Here is a 24008-nt window from a genome sequence, read left to right as displayed (position 1 = left end):
TGTCCGGGACTCATTCTGACGTGAGTTATGCCGCGATTGTTCAGGTCAGGAAACATTGAGATTCCTTACCTTGTACCGAGAAACCCTCCGAACCGTCGTCATTGAAAACGTCACCAAGATGCTCGCTTGCAGTACCGCTGCTTTTGGCTCTAAAGAGTATCGATGCACTCATGCTGACTGCACCCATCACAAATACATTCACCAGACGTGTAAATCTCGCTTTTGCAGCAGTTGTGGCATAAAAGCCACAGAGCGGTGGATACGAAAGCAACAACATGTCTTTCCTGAGTGTGAGTATCAACACGTTACGTTGACGCTACCACACACGTTGTGGCCCATCTTTCGGGATAATCGTTTTCTTCTCAATCATCTCTTTAGCTGCGCAGCCAAAATCTTCTTAGGATGGGCAAAGCAACTCGATATCGATATTGGCGTGTTCTGTGCACTTCATACCTACGGCAGAAAGCTGAATTGGAATGTGCACATCCATTTGTCTGTCACCCGTGGGGGTTTATGTAAGAAGACTGGTCTATGGAAGCCGATTTTCTTTAAAGCTAAGACCACTGAGAAGTGTTGGCGCGGTGCCATCACTCAACTTCTCAGCTCCCATTACGCAGAGTTAGACTTGAGTGGAGAGGACTGCCCTTTCATTCGTAATGAGCAAGATTGGTCCCGATTTTTAACCAGCCAATATTGCCGTCGATGGAAGCTGCACTTTGCAAAGAAAACAGCCAACGTGACGCCAACCATGACTTACCTCGGCCGATACCTAAAACGGCCACCGATATCGGCGTCGCGTTTACGACATAACTTCCAGGGAGGCTTGGTGACGTTTGATTACCTCAACCATAGGAATGGTCGAACGGAATCCCTCATTTTGAGTCCAGAAGCTCTGATAGAACGCATGATTGAGCATATTCCAGATAAGCACTTCAAAATGATTCGATACTTCGGTTTTCTATCAAACCGACGTCGTGGTGAGATGCTCCCTAAGGTCTACGGTGCCTTGGGTGTCGCACCTAAAGACGCACCTGAAATGCCCGGTTACGCAGCTATGCTGAAAGGGTATGTGAAGGTTGATCCGTTTGAATGCATTCTTTGTGGGCACCGTTTAACGTTTCTTCGCTTTAGGGCTGGGGAGCCGCTGTCAGAGCTGGTCCACCATGCTCTGGTTCAAGCCCAAATCAGGTCAATTTAGGCGTTTCACAGGATGGGTGTATCTGAAATAGCGAAAACAGCATGAAAGTGTTCAACAAACATCCGTGTTTAGATTGTAGAGCAGAAGTTAGGTCTGTCCGGGACTCATTCTGACGTGAGTTATGCCGCGATTGTTCAGGTCAGGAAACATTGAGATTCCTTACCTTCAAGGTGTCTTAGAAGATGTCGCACTCACCAACTGGGGATGGCCAGATATTCGCTCGGTGTGGTCTTCTGATTAAAGAGAGGTGGCGATGAGGGTATTTTGATAAAGGCGCCGCACGCTAGCGCCTTTTATAGTGAAATATCTTCTTGTTCCACTTTAAAGGAACATTGAATCTCGTATTGATTGAAGGAAAATACGCTTCCCCCATGAGTGCGCTTGGTCGTCACGGTTTCATCACCAAATTGAATCGTGACTCGAGTATAGACTTTCTCATGGACCTCTACCGTACACTCAGCAAGGTGCGTTTCAAATTCTTTATCTAACATGTCCAACTGCGATTTGGTGTTCTCGATGGCTAGATTGTTTTTTTCTCTTTGTTGTTCAATCAAGAAGGCTTGTTCTTCACTTCTTTGAGCTTTAGGCTGCTTTTTAAATTCTAATTCCTGACGAATCACATCCATCGTCTTTTCTTGAGTTTGTTTATAGGTTTCTTTTAATTCAGCAATTTTTTGTCGGTATCCATCGTAGCGCGCAAAACCATGAACCTTAGTAGCAGTATCCCCTTCAACACCTAAGAAAACACATTCCACTTTGCCACCCACCTTAGCTTCTCCGCCACTGAGCGTGCCATGCTTCTTCATAGTGTCCATCACGATAAGGTCATGCCCACATCGAATCTCGTTCCCCATGCTGTGGACACCAAGACGAAGATCTGTCCCCGTTTGCAACTCTGCATTTTGTGCATAGCTGGCAGTAATTGAGCCTTTAGTGAATACCTTACAACTCTTGGGTTCACCTTCTTTCGTGGTGTGACCAATAATTCCTTTCGCGACTTTGATATCCCCTTGCGCTTGAACTTCAGCCGATTCAATAAAACCACCAACCGTAATGCATCCTGTCGCCTTAACAATCATCCCCGGTTCAATGTTCCCAGAGACAAACACATTGCCTTTAAATTTAACGTGGCCAGTCGACACATCAACGTTGCTCACACATAAGGCATCATCAACTTCGACACTGCGTTCTTTAATGATCGGTAAGCCGGGGCATGAAGCGAGAAGTAAATTTGGATCGTCAGGAGAAATGTAGGTGCCCTTACCAGGCTTAATTAAACTGTCTTGTCCAGGAAGTGGTGGGATGATTCGACCTTGCACGGTAAAACCGGCAATGCCTTTAGTGGCCGGAGTACGCTTCATCAAGTGGTCATTTTGGCCGACGGTAATGGTTTCACCCAAATCTCGCATATCAATCTTGCCTGCGTCTTTGCTACGCGGTTTCAATACTTGACGAGTAATGTCCTCAACTAAAGCGGTAAACTTCGCGTCCTTGCCCTTTACGGGTTGTGTACCTTGCGCGACGGGCTGAGTAAACTTTTCACCGGGTTTCAGCTTGCTACTCATCACCAGTACTTTTCTGAGCGCTAACTTATTAATACCCTTGGTAATATGGGCTTGAGCTAAACAGTGAATGATGTCGCTACCACGCAGCGGGTGTCCACTGTAAGGGCCAGTAACAATTAGACTTGCCAGCATCTCGTCATCCGACAGTTCGACCGCAACACTTGCATTGCGAACTTCAGCAATCAAGATTCCCTCATAAGCTTCACCCTTACCTTCTTTAGCCAGGGTGACAAAGCGCAGCACCTCTTCTTCAAAAAGAAAATAGTTAGATGCGTTCAAGACTTCCAAGGCTGGTGGCAATGTCTTGCTATCAAAGCTTGCGTCGACCACAAATCCAGATGGCAAACGCGCGACCATATGCTGCTTATCTTCTGACAATGTAACAATATTATCCCACATTCGAATCGAGTATCCCTAATGACTCAGTTGTTATTCAGTCTATATAATTCATTCTGAGCTTAGAATCACCACATTAGAATAATCAGCGTCACATCACTTACTTTCGATTGTGCAAACATGACTCAGAAATAAGACACTCGCATTTTATGAGCGGGCTCACATTTACAATCATAATCAGCGATTTCCAAGCTCAGTTTTGGAATAGAACTCTAGAAGCGGACAATGGGAAACAGAGTATGGCCCCTGTTTAATTTACGCGAGATGGAAGTCTATGGTGAAGACAATAAACAACAACTCGACAGAGTGATGATGTAAGTTTTTAATGAAACGCAAATGAGTGGTTTGGTGTTGGATTCAGCAGGGCTAGTTTAGATTCGGTTAGTCTGAATCGAGTAGGCCAGCGTTCAAACCAATAAGCTGAAAACACTTGGATTAGAGTTTTCAGCTTTGGGGTTTCTGGGGCGTTACAAATATTGTGGGAAAGCTAAAAGCTTAGGGATAGTTTGAGAAGACTGTAACCGAAGAAGAAGGCACGCAACAGGCTTCAGTTTACAGTGTAAATCGTCATTTCGGATTTACACTGTAAATTAATCTAGAAAAAATCTCTGTCTATTTACACTGTAAATTGGACAACAAGAGCGAGATATCTTTTCGAAGTTGAACTTCTGCTTGCTTACGCCCAACAAGGTTGAACTGTTCAACACAAGTCCCCCATCCTTTTTGTTGCACCACTTTAGCAATCAACAAATCAGGGATAGACGAACAATCAGCATTACGATGTTGGCGTTCAGGCTTAACTGGCTGCTCTGTTGATGACGATGAATACGCGCTCGACAGTTGAATGTTTCTCGCTAGAATCAATTTCAACGTAATAAAGCCAATACTGTCGTAACTGTTTCCTCCTTCAACATAGTTGCAAAGCAACTTCTTTTCTAACTCACTAACTGACAGTGACTGGCTTGGTAATAGAGCACGAACCATATCAACCTCAAGAGAAGTTAAAGAACCAGAAACAAGAAAGCAAAAGCTTTGCTCAAACTGAGACTGCACCTGAGCGACCCAATTGTTTGCACTAATGCCGAGTGGCTTGACCATCAACAGCGAATGACAGCCACTTGCCTGATCTCGTTGATGTCCAATATGCACGGGAGCAAATTGGTTACGTCGCCAGAAAGAAACCAATTCGCTGGTCGCCCCAAAACTCGTTGCCAGATAATCGATATCTGAGACTTGATTCGATAGTTGATCAAGCATCCAACTTCCTAAGCCTAAACCTTGATGATCAATTGAAACCGCAATTCTCATCACACGCATACAACGGTTTGTTGCCGCTTCAATAGAGCCGAGCTGATTCGCTAACAACACTGGAGCGAGATGCCCTTGAGGCCTGCGCTTTCCTGTTTGAATCAGAGCAATTAAATCTATATCTAAACCGCCCTCCTCCGTCACCAGCATGCAGCCCAAGCAGACACCTTGATGCCAAGCGGCGTACAAATGAATTGCAGGGTTATTGAGGAACTGCATTAAGTCATTGGGCGATGTCTGATAATGGGCGTCGACTAAAAGAGAAAAACATTGCTGAAGCTTTTCAGGGTACGCTAGACACTCTGTTTTAGATAGCTCGACCAAGTTAAGTTGGCTGAGCGCCTCGTCAGAAAAATCACCAGCTTTATAAACAACGGAACCACTCGATAAAACCTCGCCACTCAGAAGGAAGCAATCAAACAACCAACGCTCTAGAGGGTCGTGATTATTCCAACGGATTGGTTGCTCAAGCTTGTAGCCTTTCCAACCAGGACGATACTCTGAAAGCCAAGCCTCAAATTTAATTCCAAACCCTCGCCCACTTCCTTCGTATCCGTGAACCGTGGTTGAAAAAACCATACGGTGATAACTACCGACCATAGATTTAAGCATTGGGATTGGAATGGAAGCCGCTTCATCAACCAATAACAAATCGCAATCAGGCTTAGATTGAAGTAATTCATCTGGTGCAACGAATCTTAGGCTGCCACCTTGATGGCAAATGTGAGTAGCATTGATAACTTCACAAGGTTCTAGGCGCTGGCTTGCGTGAGCAAATACCGGCGCAACCGCTTTAACAGAAGGTGCGGTAACAATGATATTGAGCCCGTGGCGTTCAACCAAAAGCTCCGCTGCCGCAATACCTAATGTTGAACTTTTGCCGCGACCTCTGTCTGCAGTGAGGATCAAAGGACGCTTTCGATGTCCATACACAACTTTCTTAACTAACTCTATTGCCGTCTTTTGTTGTTCAAATCTATCGAAAAAAATCGGTTGGGTTAATTCTTCAGTTAAAGGATGACGAGTACAGAGTTGTGTCAGCTGCTCATCATCTTGTGAAACAGAAAACAGTTTGGCGAAGTTGGACGCTAACCAACGTTGTCCAAAAGTAGAATTCAAACCCACTTCAGATTCATCTGATTTGGGCGGGATAACCAACAATAAACCGCCACCGACTAACGCACCTAATGCCGCACTAAAACTGTTGGCATCAAACTGCTCTCTAAAATCACAAACAAGAAGTTGGCACTCTTGACCTAGGAGCTGTTGTCCCTTTTTAACCGGAACATGCGTTACCGATTGAAAAGGTGAACCACCAATCTGGAAAATTGTTTGTGCTGAAGTGGTATCAAGAAAGCTTTGAATCGAAGCGTCTTGCCAATCACTATCACCAGAAAAGACAACACCATAACGGTGTTGGATATGCTCAGCAGTTTGGGAAAGGGTATGTAGAAAAGTGTTTGTTGGGTTCGTCATAATTAGCATCCAGATTCATCTAAACACAGTTTATCACAGCCAAATAAAAAGCCGCGTAAAGCGGCTTTAGAGTCATTCGACAGTTTGTAAGCTTAATCGAGTTTTGATTGAACGAAGTTTAAGATCTCTTGCATCGTCACATCATCCACTTTTTTAAGATTCAAAGCTAGATTTGAACCTTTACGGCTATAAGAAGCGCGACCTTTGATAAGCTCAACTTTTGGAGATACTTTCTTCGCTGGCGCTGGAGCCAGTTCAAGAATCCAACCTTCCAATGTTTCGGTCACGTCTTTCGTTAAACGAGTAACGCCTTGCGCTTCGCTACGCTGCCATACAAAACCTTCAGAAGCATCACATTTAGTTAGCAATGTTTGCTGCTGGTCTTCAGTTAGGCCACTGAATTGTTTATGCAGTTTAACAATCGTTGGACGACCAAGGTCACTCACATTTGGGTAAGCTTGAAGTAATTCAAGTGGCAAAGCCGCCGCTTTTAATGCTCCACTCACCAAAGCTTCACTGCATTGGAACATTTTCGCGAGTGCTTTCTGGTCTTCAGCTTCGCCTTTGTCCAGTTTCGCTTGCATCTCTTTACCCTTCTCGTAAAGAGAAAGTGGCTTATGAGCGTTAGCAACGTCTGATAAGAACTTAGCGTGTTCGCCGTTAATATTTTCCGCTACGTAAATTAGGAACTCTTTGTCCGCTAAAATACATGACATACGACGACGACTACCATCAAGAACTTCAATCTTGCCGTCTTTATTCTTGCGACCAACCGCTGGATATTGCTGACCGCGTTCTTTTAACGTAGTCAGAACATCAGAAAGAGCGTGTTCGTTTAAGAAAGATTGCTCACGAGCATTATCTTCAAAAACGACAGTTCGAGTCGAAACATCAGCCGCAGGAATTCGAACCAATTCAAATGAAACCAGCTCTTCGCCCGCAACAGAAAGCTCAATCACTTGAGCCTGTTCTTTTGCTGCCGTTTGCGCTTCTTGCGGTGTTGCTACGCGGCGTTTGTTTGCTTTACCAAATAGCTTTGCATTTAAGTCAGATGTTTTAATAGCCATTTTTGTTATCCCTGATTAAGTGAAGGCCAGTTGCTATGTAATACTCGCTCTAATTCTAGAGCACTTTTTTGTACCGCGTCTTGAGCGACCGCTAGGGTTTTCTTACCGCCCTCAAAATCGCTAACCGTTAAGTCGAAAACTGTGCTGTAAGTATCTGCACAAGTTTCAAAGGCACGGCTTCTTGGAATAGTTGCCATCATTACTTGGTCATTCAACAGGTAGTTCATCTCAGTTAATACTGAAACCTGCTTCTTGTTATCGTCTTCAAACATGGTTGGCATCAGGCGAACAAACTCAAGCCCTTTCCAATCATCTGGGAACATCTCGTACACGGTTGGTAAGTGTTGGAAGAAATTAACCGTTGAAGCCCAGTCTAAACGCTTTGCAGCACATGGGATCAGAAGTGCATTCGAAGCGTACATTGCGTTCCAAACTAGCGGGTCAACGTGCGGGCCAGTGTCGATCATAATCACATCAAAATCATCGGCGATTTTATCGATAAGCTTCTCTTTAAGAAGACGAACGATATCAAGTGACTGATCTTGAGACAGGCTTTGCCACGCTTCAGCGTTAAACATCGCGTCTTCTGGGAACGCCGAAATCGTCTTTAGATTCGGATATTGTGTTGGCAATAGCACGTTCTTGCGAAGAAATTCAAGATCAACATCTTGGCCTTCAGGCACGTTGTCCAACATGATATCGACGGCAGAATAGATGCTGTCGTGCTCTGCACCGCTGATTTGTGGGTTTAAGAACAGACGCAAAGAGCCTTGTGGATCCAAGTCAATCAAGCAGATACGGTAGCGCTTATCTAAATTTAGAGACAAACAAGCCGCTAGGTGAACCGCTGTCATTGATTTACCCGTACCACCCTTTTGGTTCTGTACGTTGATAACCCATGGTTTATTATCGACATGCTGCTTACGTTGGTGGAACTTTGGCACTTCAGCCGCGTCCATCAGCATGTGCGCTTCGGTTAATGAAATCGAGTAATGATTGGCGTTGTTTTTTGTAAACTGATGGCCATCCGCTTCAAGCTTATTGATTGCCTCATCCAATTTTCGACGAGTTAAGCCTGAACGTGTCTCCATCATAGCTTTAGACATTGGAGGGAAATGCTCATCACTTCGCTCTTCAAGAATAATCTCAATTCGGTCAGCCTGAACTTGTTGAGTTTGTTCGGCTAGCTGATAGAGCTTATCAATCGTTTGTTCTCTTTTCATTGCCAGTTTCCGTAATGATTAACTAACTACAAATTGTACAGCGATCAACAACAAACACAACAAAAACATGCACATGCATTTATGAGTAAAATCACATAAAATAGACAGTATTTTTACAGTTTGATGAAACAACGGCTAATACGAACACAAAAATGACCATTTTTGTCATGTATCTCACGTGCTATTTCTGCCTCACATTTAAAATGTTACAGCATCACTTATTTACAATGTAAATAGAATTTCAACGGAAAACCTTCGGAACGATTGAAACACAAGCATAGATTACGGTTCGTGTGGTTTGCATTCGAAGTTGACAGATTTTCAACCAACAAAGAGTAAAACCTAAAAAATCGCTTGGTTAATAAAAAATAAAGCGAAGATGAGACGTCACTAAACAAAAGAGAATTGAGCCTCAACCGGAAGAATGATCATGGGATAGATAACTCGTAAGAAAATTGATAAGTCCATTATTATGAAGCATGATCAAGGTGTAAACTCATCAGTATTGATCCGTATGAATGCCCATTCGAAATGATCAACCTCCGGAAAAATGATCAAGTAAATATTGTTCCGGAAGCATATAAATTTAGAGCTAACTTACGGACAAATGCTTTTGCAATGGGGATTCAAGCTCTATAAGACCTCATTGGCTAGAAATTCAATCGACACGGAATGGAAATGCAGAAACATGATAATTTCATGATCATGCTTCTCGATTTATTGTGTTGCAAGCTAAAAGCGCCCAACCACTGACTGTATGACCAATCTCGACTGATTTTTAAACAGAAAAGGGAAAGAATAATATAAAAACCCCATTACTTGATCATTGTTCCGCTAGAATACCTAACGAAAATATCCACATTGATGATTTAAGACTCGTCGATCAATTCTGGACTGTGGATAAGCTGTATAAGTATAATGATCATGCTTTCGAAACAATAATGATCATGCTTACAATGAATTAATGATCATCGTTCTGATGTTCTGTGATCATGCTTTCTTATCTTTTATGATCATCGTTTCGCTATCTTTATGATCATGCTTTCCAAGAGGATTTTTTTTTACACTTTAAATTCAGTAACTTAAAATCTAATGATCGCCCGGATCATTAGATCACTTAAGCATTTAAGATCATATTAATCAGAAAGATCAGTTATTTAAAAGTCAATAAATTCTCTTTATTTATGATCATTCTTTCTTTATCATTCAGGAACTATAGTGAAATTACGGTTAGTGTGATACGGATCAAAAATGAAACCAGAAGAGAAATTGTTAATTAAGGCACGAAGCCACAAAGATGGTCATTTATTTGAGGTATCTGAGACAGCTGTTGAATGGATAGAACAATATCAACACTTCAAAGGGGTCACGAAAAGCAGTAGTTGAGCTTCTCAACCTAATTTCACTTCGCGGGTTTAGCAGCAAAGATGGATACGTTTCAACGACTGAAATTATCGAATCAACCGATGGACAAGTTACACGTGCTGCCTTGCAACAAAGACTCAGAGCCGCTGTAAACATCGGACTTTTCAAGCAAATTCCAGTTCGCTTTGAAGAAGGCCTTGCGGGTAAAACCATGCTACATCGCTTTGTTAATCCCAATCAATTGATATCAGTGCTAGGTGCCACCAGCTTAGTGACTGAAAGTGTGAAACAAAACGAAAAGCAAAAGCGTTCTAAAGCCCTTGCTCAAACAAAAGTAAACAAACGCTTATTGAATGAACACGGTCTTAATACTCCGCCAACGATGAAAGACGAGGCGGATCAATTCATTGTCTCGCCAACCAATTGGGCTGGGATTATCGATCAAGCGTTAGCGCCTCCTAGAACACGTAAGAGCTACCAGAAATCGATGGTTTCGATCTCAGGAACTCGAGCGGTGATCGAAACACGATCTTCAAAAAACATTATGACCGTTGATGATCTGATGACGTTATTCGCGTTATTCACGTTAACGGTTCAATACCATGATCATCATCAAGACGATTACCACCTGGATGCTAAGCACACACCGAACAAAACTCCGCTCTACATCACAGATATTCTTTCATTACGTGGCAAGAAAGACAGCGGGCCGGCTCGTGACTCTATCCGAGACAGCATTGACCGCATTGAGTTTACCGATTTTCAGTTGCATGAGCTTACAGGCCGTTGGTTGAGTGAAAACATGCCAGAAGGCTTTAAGAGCGACCGTTTCCGATTCTTAGCCAGAACCATCACTGCATCGGAAGAAGCACCTACAGAGGGCTCTGACGGCGAAATTCGCATTAAACCGAACCTATACATCTTGGTATGGGAACCATCGTTCTATGAAGAGCTGCTCACGCGCGATTATTTCTTCCTGTTCCCACCAGAGATCCTGAAACAGCATACCTTGGTCTTCCAAATGTATTCTTACTTCAGAAGCCGTATGGCGCGTCGTCATTCTGATTGCATGCTGTTGAGCGAGTTGAATCAAAAGTTGGCGCGTAACATTGATTGGCGTCGTTTTTCGATGGATCTGATCCGCGAACTGCGAAAGCTAGGTGAAGTAGGGGAGCAAGAAGACACTTTCCTCGTCAACCTGTGGGGTTACCACCTGACGATCACTGCGTTGATCGAAAAAGGCAAGACCACCGATTATCAGGTCGATATCAAATGTAACGTTGAAGAAGTACTGCGTTACTCAAGAGCGCGCACCACCAACGCAGGTAAGCGGAACATGGCACCAACCTTGCCCAACCCACTGCGCAATGAAATGGTGTCCAAGCAAAAATTGGAAGAGTTATCTGAAATCATTGATGGCGAATTTGAGCCTATTCAGCGCAAAGCCCCTTCACCAAGAGGCAAGCTAGGACGCAGGGTTAAGCAACGTAAGCACTCTGTTGAGATTAATGCTGATGAGATCATGATAACCCTATCTAAATATACCTCTTCAGAGGCCCTAGAGCGCAGTATAACGGCTTTATCAGCGATGACCGGGCACTCTCATGCCTCAATCAAAGAAGAGTGCTCAGAGCTCATTGAGAAGCTTGATTGGTTAAGAGTTGGAGAGGATGTGATTCCTTACGAAACATTGAGTAAGCTGATCGAACTCTACAACGACCGCGATAGCACCAGTAATCGACACCTTTCAATCGAGCGTCTTATTTCTGGCTTGGCCGTGCGTCGCAAGGTATGCAAGCAAGTTCATGAAGGCCATTTGGATGAGAATGTGTTCTTAGCGCTCGATGAAATGGCGATAGGCCACTAACCGTGAGTCCTATAATCGTTGTTGAATGGATGATCTGAACATCATTAGCTTCTGATAATAACCGCACCTAATGCTGACAATGTGATGACAATATAGAGCACCCAGTTGATTATTATTTATCCCGAATAGACAACCTTTGTCCTTTCTTATGATTAATAGATTGGCTCATATTTTGTTACATCATACTGAATAGATTTTCGCGAGTTCCCAAGGGACTCGCTTTTTTTTTGCCTGAAATTCATCGAATCATTAAAATTCAATAGCTTACATTAATGAACTACGAAGCATGATCAAGGTGAGAGCATGCTTTCTATGGATCGTGTTCTTTTGAGGGACAGCAATTTTGATGCGTTGATTTTTGAGCGAGAAAGGATTGATCAATGAAGTTGGTGCTTGACGATACCTTGATCATCGTTCTGGGGATGGCTCGCCATAAAGCGCACGTGTGATTCGATCAACTTCTCCGATTCTTGTTGCCAGCGTGGTTCAAGGTAAGGAATCTCAATGTTTCCTGACCTGAACAATCGCGGCATAACTCACGTCAGAATGAGTCCCGGACAGACCTAACTTCTGCTCTACAATCTAAACACGGATGTTTGTTGAACACTTTCATGCTGTTTTCGCTATTTCAGATACACCCATCCTGTGAAACGCCTAAATTGACCTGATTTGGGCTTGAACCAGAGCATGGTGGACCAGCTCTGACAGCGGCTCCCCAGCCCTAAAGCGAAGAAACGTTAAACGGTGCCCACAAAGAATGCACTCAAACGGATCAACCTTCACATACCCTTTCAGCATAGCTGCGTAACCGGGCATTTCAGGTGCGTCTTTAGGTGCGACACCCAAGGCACCGTAGACCTTAGGGAGCATCTCACCACGACGTCGGTTTGATAGAAAACCGAAGTATCGAATCATTTTGAAGTGCTTATCTGGAATATGCTCAATCATGCGTTCTATCAGAGCTTCTGGACTCAAAATGAGGGATTCCGTTCGACCATTCCTATGGTTGAGGTAATCAAACGTCACCAAGCCTCCCTGGAAGTTATGTCGTAAACGCGACGCCGATATCGGTGGCCGTTTTAGGTATCGACCCAGGTAAGTCATGGTTGGCGTCACGTTGGCTGTTTTCTTTGCAAAGTGCAGCTTCCATCGACGGCAATATTGGCTGGTTAAAAATCGGGACCAATCTTGCTCATTACGAATGAAAGGGCAGTCCTCTCCACTCAAGTCTAACTCTGAGTAATTGGAGCTGAGAAGTTGAGTGATGGCACCGCGCCAACACTTCTCAGTGGTCTTAGCTTTAAAGAAAATCGGCTTCCATAGACCAGTATTCTTACATAAACCCCCACGGGTGACAGACAAATGGATGTGCACATTCCAATTCAGCTTTCTGCCGTAGGTATGAAGTGCACAGAACACGCCAATATCGATATCGAGTTGCTTTGCCCATCCTAAGAAGATTTTGGCTGCGCAGCTAAAGAGATGATTGAGAAGAAAACGATTATCCCGAAAGATGGGCCACAACGTGTGTGGTAGCGTCAACGTAACGTGTTGATACTCACACTCAGGAAAGACATGTTGTTGCTTTCGTATCCACCGCTCTGTGGCTTTTATGCCACAACTGCTGCAAAAGCGAGATTTACACGTCTGGTGAATGTATTTGTGATGGGTGCAGTCAGCATGAGTGTATCGATACTCTTTAGAGCCAAAAGCAGCGGTACTGCAAGCGAGCATCTTGGTGACGTTTTCAATGACGACGGTTCGGAGGGTTTCTCGGTACTTATTGAGGTAGTTCAGCCAAGTATCGTTGGCATTGAAGAGTTGTTTGATGGGCTTATTCGGATGCATGACCTATAGGATAAACGATCCATGTAAAGCACCCTAGTCGGTTGAGTCTCTTTGTTTTCGGCCGTAGGCCGCTCAGGCGACACCGTCGCCGGTTCAAGGTAAGGAATCTCAATGTTTCCTGACCTGAACAATCGCGGCATAACTCACGTCAGAATGAGTCCCGGACAGACCTAACTTCTGCTCTACAATCTAAACACGGATGTTTGTTGAACACTTTCATGCTGTTTTCGCTATTTCAGATACACCCATCCTGTGAAACGCCTAAATTGACCTGATTTGGGCTTGAACCAGAGCATGGTGGACCAGCTCTGACAGCGGCTCCCCAGCCCTAAAGCGAAGAAACGTTAAACGGTGCCCACAAAGAATGCACTCAAACGGATCAACCTTCACATACCCTTTCAGCATAGCTGCGTAACCGGGCATTTCAGGTGCGTCTTTAGGTGCGACACCCAAGGCACCGTAGACCTTAGGGAGCATCTCACCACGACGTCGGTTTGATAGAAAACCGAAGTATCGAATCATTTTGAAGTGCTTATCTGGAATATGCTCAATCATGCGTTCTATCAGAGCTTCTGGACTCAAAATGAGGGATTCCGTTCGACCATTCCTATGGTTGAGGTAATCAAACGTCACCAAGCCTCCCTGGAAGTTATGTCGTAAACGCGACGCCGATATCGGTGGCCGTTTTAGGTATCGACCCAGGTAAGTCATGGTGGGGGTCACGTTGGCTGTTTTCTTTGCAAAGTGCAGCTTCCATCGACGGCAATATTGGCTGGTTAAAAATCGGGACCAATCTTGCTCATTACGAATGAAAGGGCAGTCCTCTCCACTCAAGTCTAACTCTGAGTAATTGGAGCTGAGAAGTTGAGTGATGGCACCGCGCCAACACTTCTCAGTGGTCTTAGCTTTAAAGAAAATCGGCTTCCATAGACCAGTCTTCTTACATAAACCCCCACGGGTGACAGACAAATGGATGTGCACATTCCAATTCAGCTTTCTGCCGTAGGTATGAAGTGCACAGAACACGCCAATATCGATATCGAGTTGCTTTGCCCATCCTAAGAAGATTTTGGCTGCGCAGCTAAAGAGATGATTGAGAAGAAAACGATTATCCCGAAAGATGGGCCACAGCGTGTGAGGTAGCGTCAACGTAACGTGTTGATACTCACACTCAGGAAAGACATGTTGTTGCTTTCGTATCCACCGCTCTGTGGCTTTTATGCCACAACTGCTGCAAAAGCGAGATTTACACGTCTGGTGAATGTATTTGTGATGGGTGCAGTCAGCATGAGTGCATCGATACTCTTTAGAGCCAAAAGCAGCGGTACTGCAAGCGAGCATCTTGGTGACGTTTTCAATGACGACGGTTCGGAGGGTTTCTCGGTACTTATTGAGGTAGTTCAGCCAAGTATCGTTGGCATTGAAGAGTTGTTTGATGGGCTTATTCGGATGCATGACCTATAGGATAAACGATCCATGTAAAGCACCCTAGTCGGTTGAGTCTCTTTGTTTTCGGCCGTAGGCCGCTCAGGCGACACCGTCGCCGGTTCTTGTAGCCGGTCTTGTTGCTGAAGTGCCTGTTGTTGGAATGCCTGTTGTTTGAATGCCTGTTGTTTGAATGCCTGTTGTTGAAGCGCTTGAGTCGCGTTGTGGATCAGATTCACCAACACTTGTTCGAGCTCGGTTGGGTGAATGGCGATATTGAGATCATCCGGTATGGTACTTAATCGGAGCGTGATGCCTTGCTTGATCATGACTGCGTTCATAATACTGGTCGAGTTATTGACAGCTTGGTGCAGGTTGGCGACGTGATGTTCTTGTTTGGTGACCTTACGAGTAAAAACTTTGAGCCGAGCGATGATGTCGGTAATGGTGCTATTGAGGGCAATCATTTTCTCAAGGTTGCTTTTAACCAGGTCAGTGCGTTCCATCTCAAGTAGTTTTAGGCTGTTTTCACTGTAGGTTCTCAGCGCCGCAAGCGGTTGATTGATTTCGTGGTTGATGCTGGCTGACAACTCCCCAAGTACGGCTAGCTTGGCGGTTTGCGTCAGCTCTTGCTCTGTCTGCTTAAGCTTCAGCTGAGATTCTTGATATTGATAGATTGTCTGTTGAAGTTGGTCGTTAGACTGTTTTAAATAGTGAGTTCGTTTATCAACGGTTTGCTCCAAATTTTGATTCAATTGAGTTAACGCGATCTTAGCTAAGTAAGTTTGACGCCAAGACCAAACAATGAGCACGACTAAGCTGTAGATAACCATAAAGATGGCGTCTACCTGCAATACTTTACGTAACTCAGTCTTGGTTTCTTTTAAGGCAACCACTTGGTACTGATTATTGCTGGTTGAGGCTGGGTAAAGCTTAAAGCTACCTAACCTGCTGAGCTGATTAGTCATCAGTTGTGTTTGATTGCTTGTCGGCGGGTTACTGCTAGTCACTGATGAGGCTTGAAAGGCGTCAATGATCGATATTTGGCTTTGACCGTATTGGCGGTTGCGCGCAATTTCTTGTTGTTGTGTTTGGGTTAAAGGCAACAGTGACTGGTAAAGCCAATCGTGTTGGCTAGAAAGAAACACCACTTGATTCGAATCGAGTACCACGATCTCAAATTCATCGCTGGTGAGGATGTTCTCAAGATTCTCTAAACTGACTTTAACGGTAATGACCCCAACGATGTTGTCGGCGATATACAGCGGTGAAGATAAAAAGTACCCCCTGACATTTGAACGCGCACCAAGGGCAACATAATGGGTTTTATCGCCTTTGATAGCAGACGCAAAGTAGGGACGAAACGAGAAATTTTCACCCACAAAGGTACGCGTTTTTTGGTAATTGCTTGACGCGACGACTGTACCACTTTGATCATGAATGTAGATGGTGTCAGCTTGGCTCTGATTCGACCAATCAAACAGTAACTTATTGAGTTGCATGGTCGTAATTTTGCTTGCTTGAGCATTATCATCAAAATAAGAGAGCAAACGTTGATCGTGGCTAAGTAAGTCAGGAATTTGTTTGAATTTTTCGAGTTCAGAATCGATTTGCAGATTGGCTTTGTTGGCCGCTTCATGCAGCTGTTGCGCGACGATTTTTTCTTGATACTGCATGGCCACAAAGTGGGTTGCACTCAGCCCTGCTATGCCTAACAACAATGAGAATAAAGCAAATGGTGTTAGAAGGTTAGGCCGTTTTTTAGTCACTTGTATCTCAGCTTATGATCCGTTTATATACAGACTATCAATATGATGGTTTGAGTACCGAGATCTTGTTAACACCGAATGCTTTCTGTAAGACAAAACCACGGCTTAGACTTGTGTTTCAAAGGATTACAGCGCAGAATCACAAAAAATAAAAGGAGCAACGAAATGGAACTGACAGATATTCGTCGTGAATACGCTAAGGGCGGACTGAGACGTAAAGACTTAGCCGCAGACCCTATTGAGCAATTCAATCTATGGTTAGAGCAAGCCATCGAAGCTAAGATGACTGACCCTACTGCCATGACAGTTGCCACGGTTGATGAAAATGGTCAGCCATTTCAACGAATTGTTTTGTTGAAGAATGTTGATAAAGACGGCTTCGTTTTTTACACCAACTTGGGTAGCCGTAAAGCGCATCAACTTGAGCATAACAGTAAGATCAGCCTGCACTTCCCTTGGCATCCTCTTGAGCGACAAGTTCACATTACCGGCACCGCTGAAAAGCTGACAGCAATGGAAAACATGAAGTACTTCTCATCTCGCCCGAAAGAGAGTCAGTTGGCTGCCATCGCGAGTAAGCAAAGTAGTCGTATTTCTGCGCGTGGGATCTTGGAAGGTAAGTATTTGGAGCTTAAACAGAAGTTCGCGAAGGGAGAGATTCCTGTGCCTTCTTTCTGGGGGGGATTCCGAGTACATGTTGATAGCATTGAGTTCTGGCAAGGTGGTGAACACCGTCTGCATGATCGCTTCTTGTTCTCACGTCAAGACAACAGCTGGGATATCGATCGCCTAGCGCCATAGTCTCCTTAAGTCAGCTTAATCCTTCCCTTCTTAACAATAGTCCGATTAATAGATATAAAAATACCGTTGATTTGGTGCTTAGGCTCATCAGGTCAACGGTATTTTTTTGTCTCACTTTTACTTAGTCACTGTGCAGAACAACTGAGATCTGTTTTTTGAGCAGAGTCTCTGGAATCACTGAACCTAGCCCTGAATGCAACGCAAACTCAATCAACTGGCTTTTACTGAGAGCATCGAACTTCTGCTTCAATCTCGCGACATGGCCTTCGACGGTCTTGATTGAGATATTTAACGTCAGTGCAATGTATTGAGGTTTCTTACCGAACAGTAATAAGAACAGCACTTCTGATTCTCGTGCAGTTAGCTTCTTTTGCAGCTTAGACGCTCGCGGTTTTGAGCCCGCTATCGATGCCTGATTTCCTTTCTCACACGTCGCCTGACACACCCAATGTCCAACTTCTAAGATGGCCGTATCAGTAAGCTCTTGACCATAGAAGATCGTGCCTTGGACGTTGTCATTGTCATCAAGCCAAGGGGTCTTAGTAAAGATATGTGCGTGCCAACGCCCGTCTGGATAAGGATGAATATCGAGGATCTTGAGCGTGCAGCGTGTGTCCATCACATGTTTGTCTTGAGCCCTGAAGTCTTGCGCGCATTCGGTTGTTTGGCTCGGCATATCGAAATCGGTTAAGCCAGTACAACTTTCACCCGGCGTCAACCCAATCAATTGGTTGTAAGCGAGATTCGCGTATACGAAAACGGACTCAGTATCTTTACAGCCCCAGCAGCCTGGAAGTTGTTCAAATAAAGAGCGATGTATGGAGTTGAGAGGTTCTGACAAGGTTTTATCTCGTAAGCTGCGACGCATTGATGATATCAGCTTCTTATTGAGCTGCAATGCCAATTAGGGGCTCAACGATGAGATCGCTGGAGAGGCTGAACAGCCATTAAACGGATCGTTGATTAAGTGTCTGCCTTGAGGGGAATAGCTGAACGGAAGGGGGGGATAAATAGGCAAAAAAAAGCCAGCCTGAAGACGGGCTGGCTAAAGACAAGATATGCCTTGTCGACATGTAAAAGATTTTCAGATCAATTCGCGAGGGTCGTGCAAATTAACCTGAGGCATCAGTTAGATACCCAGAGTGACTTAATACTCTGCCGATGAATCTACTCCTAGGAGTACTTATACATAAGGGGGGAATTCCCCTATAAACGCCGCTCAATGTGAGAATTGAGAACCTAGAGTAAATATTTCAAAATCTTGAGCAAGTAATCGAGCGCTTATAGCTCTCGTACTACTCGGAATCCTAGGTAATTGGCTGCGGTTGAAGGCGCGACATACAGTTCATTAAAGACCTTAGCTTCTTCCGGTGAGAAACTCCACGCACCGCCTTTTGCTAAACCTTTCTGAGTGGTTGTCCATTCCCATACGTTGCCAACCATATCGTAGAAGCCCGTTGGCGTTGGTAAGAACGATTTAACTGGTGAAGTGCTGACGTTTGACCAAGGTGTGCCAGCCCAGCCTGTATTCGCTTTACCAGACTTAAATTCGTTGCCCCACCAGAAGTTAGTATCTTGGCCAGCTCTTGCTGCCGCTTCCCACTCTTGTGGTGTTGGTAGACGATAAGTGAAGCCAGTGTTTTTAGACAACCAACGCGTATAAGCTTTGGCATCATTCTGGCTAACACAAACAACGGGAGAATCGTCCTGTTGTTTAAAGCCTGGGTTTTGCCAATGCTTGTCTGACACTGAGGTCATTTCTGCATTTGTAAAGGTGTCGCAGGTATTCATTAATTCTGCGTCTGTCTCGTAGCCTGTACTTTCTGCAAATGCTTTAAAGTCTCGTACTCGTATTGGTGTTGCTGCAAATGCTTTAAAGTCTCGTACTCGTATTGGTGTTGCTGCAAGCGCGAAAGGCTTCTTAATGGTGACTTGCTGTGCGTTGTTTTCACCTAACAAGTAACGACCTGAACCTACCACGATCATTTCTGGGCTTTGAGCGTTGGCTTTCATTGGATCAGTGAACTTGGTGCCAACATTCAATGAGTTTTGCTTAGCTTGTAGCACCGCTCTGAGGTTGTGATCACGAGCGATTTTCAATTCTTGATGGAAAGAAAGGTAGCCTTCTTTCTCGATGGTGATTATGTGCTGACCAGTAGGTAACATTATCTCAACGGGTGTGCTGCCATATTTCACGCCGTTGATAGAAACTTTGTCGTTGTACTGGTTTGAACGAACCACCAAGTTAACCCAAGCGACTTCTTTTTGCTGATCGTTGGCTTGTTGCTCGCTTTGGGTGAAACAGTTTGATGACTGAATACCCAGCAGACGGCAAGGTGTGTTTTTGTCTGGACGAGTCTCTAGATTCGCTGCAATTACTGCTCGGTAACGGTTATCATCTGAGAAGCCAGAGGATTTCACTTTGTGTTGCAGGACGTGAATATTCAGCGAAGCCGACGCTAGGTGCTCTTTTACGGCTTTCGATTCAGTCGTGTTGTCTACTAGGCTATGCTGAAATTGCTTTACGGCTTTTTGAAGTGCCAAAGTCACGGTTTGGTCTGAGCACTGTGCCAGTGTCATGTCGCTGCTACAACGATTGGTAAAGCTGACTGTTTGCTCTTGCGTTTGAGTGATCTCGTTTCTTAATCGCTCGGCTCTGGCTCTTAGCTTGTCTTGATTGAGATTTGTGATTGAAGCTTCTGCTGCCGCTTTCTCTGCTTGAATAGCCTCGAGTTCCATCACTAAGCCTTGTTGTTTCTGTTCAGAGTCAGACATCGCAAGCTTGTTCTCTTTGACGGTTTTCCAAGCCCCTTGGAAAGCGTTTTGAGCGAGTGAAATATCAAAGTCAGGTTCATCAATCATACGAGCGTAATCTTGCTCTAGATTCGCTTTCGCATTTGCGAGGTCTTGTTCTGCTTTAGCGGTCAGCTTTGCTACACGCGCAGATTGCTGTGCATGGTTATCGACTTGATTTTGTTTGTCTGCGAGCTTTTTCTCGACAGCCGTTAAGTCGGCATGCTTTTCGAAAAGCGAGCTTTCAATGTCGGTGACAGATGACGTGATTGCTGGTGGTGTTGCTTCAGCAAAAACAGCCGGTGTCACTAAGCAGGGAGCAAGTGCAAATAGTAGAGCTGGAAAACCTTGGCGCATGATGGGCTACTTCAATTGTAATTTAGGTTAATCAAATATTCTAAACGAAAACGCCATTTCGTCTGCAGCTACTTTCTATAACTATCAACAAAATGGCGAGTATTCATTCAGCTTTGTGAAACAGATACGGCTATTTCAATCGGGCTTAACGGTTTATATCGGATTTAATTTCTATACCCGACTTAGCTTTTTTTGCTGGGAAGAAGCTTAACCCAGATGGTATCGCTGCCATTGATGGTTACAGAGCGGTTGTAAGATTCGTAACCCTGCTTTGAAACGGTCACCTGGTGACGTCCGCTTGGTAGTGCAACCTCAATTGGTGTGCTGCCATACTTGATGCCGTTAATAGTGACTGAATCATTGTACTGATCAGAACGAACGGTCACATTTGCCCACTGCTTGTCATTTTTCTTAACGACAGCGGCTTGACTGCCTGTTAGACAGTAGCGAGTAGACACGTTCAACAAGTTACAAGCGGCAATGGCTTCAGGTTTAGCTTGAAGCTGAGCTTGTATCTGCATGAAGTATGCGTTGTTGCCAGAGAAACCACTCTTGATTGCCTGGCTATCTTGAACATGGATGTTCAGTTGAACACCTTGCAAGTTTTGCTTCGCTAGTGTGCTTTCTGTGAGCTGCTCAAGTAATTGGGCCTTGAACGTTTGAACGGCTTTTTGGTTCGTTAGGTGTTTACCTTGAGATGTACATTCACCGAGTGTCATTGTTGATGCACATGTGGTGGTGTAGCTCGTTTCAAGAACGGCACTTTCACGAAGTTCTGTTGCAATACGTTTAACACGAGCTTCAACTTTTGACTCTCTCAAGTTAGCCAGCTCATTATTAAGGCGCGCTTGCTTTTGCTTGATTTGAGAAAGGTGAATTTCACCCTCGTTCATCGCTTGTTGGTTATCTAACTTAGACGATTGATTCTCTTTAACGGCCGCCCAAGCATCTTGATAGCTTTTCTGGAAAGAGACCAAATCCGTTTCTGGATCTTCAAGTAAGCGACTGTACTGTTTGTCGAGTACAGACTTAGCTCTGTTACGTTTTGCCTTAAGTTCTTCACCTTCGCGCAACAACTTACTATTTTTGTTTTGTAGTTGTTTTAGGTTTTCAGTCGCCGATACTTTGGTTGCTGAAATACGCTCAATATCCGAGTTTTTCTCTGTTAGCTTTGCATCGATAGCTGAAACGGGATCGACTTGATTCAGTTCTTCAGCTGATACCGATGCAGATACCCAAAGTGGGGATAGCGCAAGTAAAAGCGCTGAAATTCGAAAGTTAGTCATAGGTCCCTGCAACTTGTAGATTGAAATTGGCTCGTTAATAAAGTGTCTACTTTCTAGTTGTGAGTCACTAGGGCGTGTTGATCTTTGCTGTACATTCCGTGTTCAACAATACATCGGTAGCCACATTAACATGAATGCCAGTGATAACATGCTGGCATAATTCCTTTCTAGCTTGTCATATCTACTTGAAATAGCTCGATAATGCTTAATTCTCCCAAAGGCATTTTCGACCAAGTGACGATACTTGTATAGACACCAATCCATACTGTCTTTGTCTATATCTTGTCCGTAATTGCGTTTAGCAATTACTGTTTCTCCGCCACGTTCCTTAACAAAAGTACGGAAAGGTTCGCTGTCATATCCTTTATCACAAACGATGGTATTAACTTCATCGAGTTGCTCAACTAAGCTTTCGGCATGCACTATATCGTGGCGTTGTCCCTCTGATAAATCAAAGCAAATCGGCAGGCCACCACTATCTACAGCTAAGTGAATTTTGGTTGAGTTGCCCCCGCGACTTTTTCCTATTTGCTCTGAACTTTCAGTAGCTGCACCTGTACTATGCTGATGCGCTCTAACTATAGAGCCATCAAGAAATACCCATTCAAAGTCAGCCATGCTAGATAAGCTTTTGAAAAGATTATCTAAAATCCCTTTCTTTGACCAAAGATTAAATCGTCTGTAAACGGTACTCCACTCTCCGAACTCAGAGGGTAGATCTCGCCAAGGAATACCTGTTCTCATTCGATAAAGTATTCCTTCAAATGTCATTCGATGTTCAGTTTTATCGTAAATACGACCTGTACTTTTCATAACTTGGAGTAGCAGTTCCCAGCGAATATCAGTTAGCATTGTTCTTGGCATGGTATTGGTTATGGTTTTACTTTTGGCGAAGCAAATTATAACTCTTTACCATGCTGTTCAAAAAACACTCACGAAAGATCAACACGCCCTAGTTATTAGCAATTAACACAGTACCCGTCTTTATACCGTTTTATTGCTATCCAATCTACTCAAAAGCCAAGTTTCGGTACTTCGGATACACTTTTTACAAGTTTATCGTCAATTATTTGAGCCATATAAGAAAATTTATTCATTATGTTAGGGTGCTGAAGTATTTATTGATGACATGGTTTTTTGTGCTGGTGTGCTTGCTTGTATGAGTGCTTGTATGAGTGCTTGTATGAGTGCTTGTAAAGCCCTTAAACTCACCGGAACGATTGGTTTTACAATGGCCGTAGTTTATACACTCTTGATCATCCTTCCGGAGGCATGATCAAGGCGATCGCGATAATGATCTTTTGCTAAAGGTGAGGAAATGACTCTCATGAGCATTTACAAATTCATCTTATGCAGATTTCAGAGTATTATTCTTACTATGTCGACCTGAGTATTTTGATGCCATGCCAAAACCGTTACCCTTTCCGAACTTAGACCTGTCCCCGCTTGGCCTTACTGGCCCTCGTCCTGCGGAGATCATTACTTTGCCATCGCATATGGATTGCCACGAGCATCACTATTCGCAGGTGGTCATTGGGCTAAAAGGTCAGGCGGAATTTGAAGTAAGCGGTAAAGGTAACCTTGTCGGTCCAGGGCAAGGCTGTGTAGTCACAGCTCGCTCTGATCATGCTTTCGGCGGAGTGGTTGGTCAGTCGGATATTCTCGTGCTCAACATGCCTATGCCAACCGATGATGACCCTCTGATGCTAGAGAAAATTAACCAGTTAGAATCATCGAACGTCTACTTCCAATTAGGTGCTCAAATTCAAAAGCTTATCCATATGTTGGTGCAAGAGATGCAGGCCAGTCCTGATGATCTGTTATTAAGTCGTGCGTGCAATGATACGGTGATTGCATTGATGCAAAGACACATCTCGGCATTTGAAACCTCAATCAAAGATTCACGCTTTGATCTTGAAGCGTTGGATCGCTATATCGAGCAACATTTAGCAAACAAGATATCTGTAGCGCAACTGGCGGGTAGTGTGTTCTTGGGTGAAAGCCAGTTCCACATGCTTTTCAAAGACCAAATGGGTATTACCCCTCACCAGTATGTTTTAGGAAAGCGTATCGACCGCTCTCGACGCCTTATTGAACAAGGGAATCTTAGCCTTGGTCAGGTTGCTGAACTGGCCGGTTTCTCTGGTCAATCATCCTTTACTCATACCTTTTCTCGCCTTCAAGGCATGTCACCATCTCAATACAAAAAGCAAATTTCTGTTAAATAAAAAAACAAAACGGCATATTATATTAAAGTTTCATAT

13 protein-coding genes and 3 pseudogenes are annotated in these 24008 nt (G+C 44.1%); 4 read left to right on the top strand and 12 right to left on the bottom strand.

From position 1 onward, the window contains the following. The first annotated feature begins 55 nt into the window (after positions 1-55). Positions 56-1198, top strand: coding sequence for an IS91 family transposase (locus tag ACMAZD_RS18950; protein ID WP_435250173.1), 1143 nt, complete (start codon positions 56-58; stop codon positions 1196-1198). A 293-nt stretch (positions 1199-1491) separates the two neighbouring features. Here ACMAZD_RS18950 and ACMAZD_RS18945 read toward each other — a convergent pair whose 3' ends face one another. From ACMAZD_RS18945 to ACMAZD_RS18930, 4 genes are all read right to left on the bottom strand, one after another. Further along, positions 1492-3162: a DUF342 domain-containing protein gene (locus ACMAZD_RS18945; RefSeq protein ID WP_435250172.1), complete on the bottom strand. Its 1671-nt coding sequence runs from the start codon at positions 3160-3162 to the stop codon at positions 1492-1494. Positions 3163-3771: 609 nt separating this feature from the next. Further along, on the bottom strand, positions 3772-5943 hold the full coding sequence (locus tag ACMAZD_RS18940; RefSeq protein ID WP_435250171.1) for a GNAT family N-acetyltransferase: 2172 nt from the start codon (positions 5941-5943) through the stop codon (positions 3772-3774). 92 nt (positions 5944-6035) lie between these two features. Further along, positions 6036-7010: a ParB/RepB/Spo0J family partition protein gene (locus ACMAZD_RS18935; RefSeq protein WP_435250170.1), complete on the bottom strand. Its 975-nt coding sequence runs from the start codon at positions 7008-7010 to the stop codon at positions 6036-6038. Between the two features lie 5 nt (positions 7011-7015). Next, the gene (locus ACMAZD_RS18930; protein WP_004732566.1) at positions 7016-8233 is read right to left on the bottom strand and encodes a ParA family protein; all 1218 of its coding nucleotides are present in this window, start codon (positions 8231-8233) and stop codon (positions 7016-7018) included. A 1251-nt stretch (positions 8234-9484) separates the two neighbouring features. Here ACMAZD_RS18930 and ACMAZD_RS18925 point away from each other — a divergent pair. Further along, positions 9485-11465, top strand: a pseudogene (locus tag ACMAZD_RS18925) (replication initiator protein RctB domain-containing protein). A 377-nt stretch (positions 11466-11842) separates the two neighbouring features. Here the strand turns inward: ACMAZD_RS18925 and ACMAZD_RS18920 are convergent. The 4 genes and pseudogenes from ACMAZD_RS18920 to ACMAZD_RS18905 all read right to left on the bottom strand — a co-directional run. Continuing rightward, positions 11843-11953, bottom strand: a pseudogene (locus ACMAZD_RS18920) (transcriptional regulator); the annotation flags it as partial. Positions 11954-12119: 166 nt separating this feature from the next. Continuing rightward, positions 12120-13313, bottom strand: a complete 1194-nt coding sequence (locus ACMAZD_RS18915; protein ID WP_435250169.1) for an IS91 family transposase — start codon at positions 13311-13313, stop codon at positions 12120-12122. A gap of 261 nt (positions 13314-13574) precedes the next feature. After that, complete coding sequence (locus ACMAZD_RS18910; protein WP_435247018.1) at positions 13575-14768, bottom strand: IS91 family transposase; 1194 nt, start codon at positions 14766-14768, stop codon at positions 13575-13577. Between the two features lie 107 nt (positions 14769-14875). Then, positions 14876-16507 (bottom strand): annotated as a pseudogene (locus ACMAZD_RS18905) (sensor histidine kinase); the annotation flags it as partial. A gap of 165 nt (positions 16508-16672) precedes the next feature. Between ACMAZD_RS18905 and pdxH the strand changes: the two are divergent. After that, positions 16673-17308 (top strand): pyridoxamine 5'-phosphate oxidase, encoded by a 636-nt coding sequence (gene pdxH, locus ACMAZD_RS18900; protein ID WP_435250168.1) that lies wholly within the window; start codon positions 16673-16675, stop codon positions 17306-17308. A 121-nt stretch (positions 17309-17429) separates the two neighbouring features. On the opposite strand, the gene ACMAZD_RS18895 is transcribed toward pdxH, so the two are convergent. From ACMAZD_RS18895 to ACMAZD_RS18880, 4 genes are all read right to left on the bottom strand, one after another. Beyond that, entirely contained in the window at positions 17430-18176 is a 747-nt protein-coding gene (locus ACMAZD_RS18895; RefSeq protein ID WP_435250167.1) for a helix-turn-helix transcriptional regulator, read from the bottom strand. 413 nt (positions 18177-18589) lie between these two features. Continuing rightward, positions 18590-20458 (bottom strand): SUMF1/EgtB/PvdO family nonheme iron enzyme, encoded by a 1869-nt coding sequence (locus tag ACMAZD_RS18890; protein WP_435250166.1) that lies wholly within the window; start codon positions 20456-20458, stop codon positions 18590-18592. A gap of 182 nt (positions 20459-20640) precedes the next feature. Beyond that, entirely contained in the window at positions 20641-21744 is a 1104-nt protein-coding gene (locus ACMAZD_RS18885; protein ID WP_435250165.1) for a PEGA domain-containing protein, read from the bottom strand. Positions 21745-21846: 102 nt separating this feature from the next. Then, the gene (locus ACMAZD_RS18880; RefSeq protein WP_102276546.1) at positions 21847-22608 is read right to left on the bottom strand and encodes an IS5 family transposase; all 762 of its coding nucleotides are present in this window, start codon (positions 22606-22608) and stop codon (positions 21847-21849) included. Positions 22609-23147: 539 nt separating this feature from the next. Between ACMAZD_RS18880 and ACMAZD_RS18875 the strand changes: the two genes are divergently transcribed. Continuing rightward, entirely contained in the window at positions 23148-23972 is an 825-nt protein-coding gene (locus ACMAZD_RS18875) for a helix-turn-helix domain-containing protein (protein ID WP_435250164.1), read from the top strand. Positions 23973-24008 lie beyond the last annotated feature (36 nt).

Source organism: Vibrio sp. nBUS_14 (genome assembly GCF_051201655.1).
In the GTDB taxonomy this organism is placed as follows: Bacteria; Pseudomonadota; Gammaproteobacteria; order Enterobacterales; family Vibrionaceae; genus Vibrio.
This window is presented reverse-complemented; position numbering and strand designations above follow the sequence as displayed.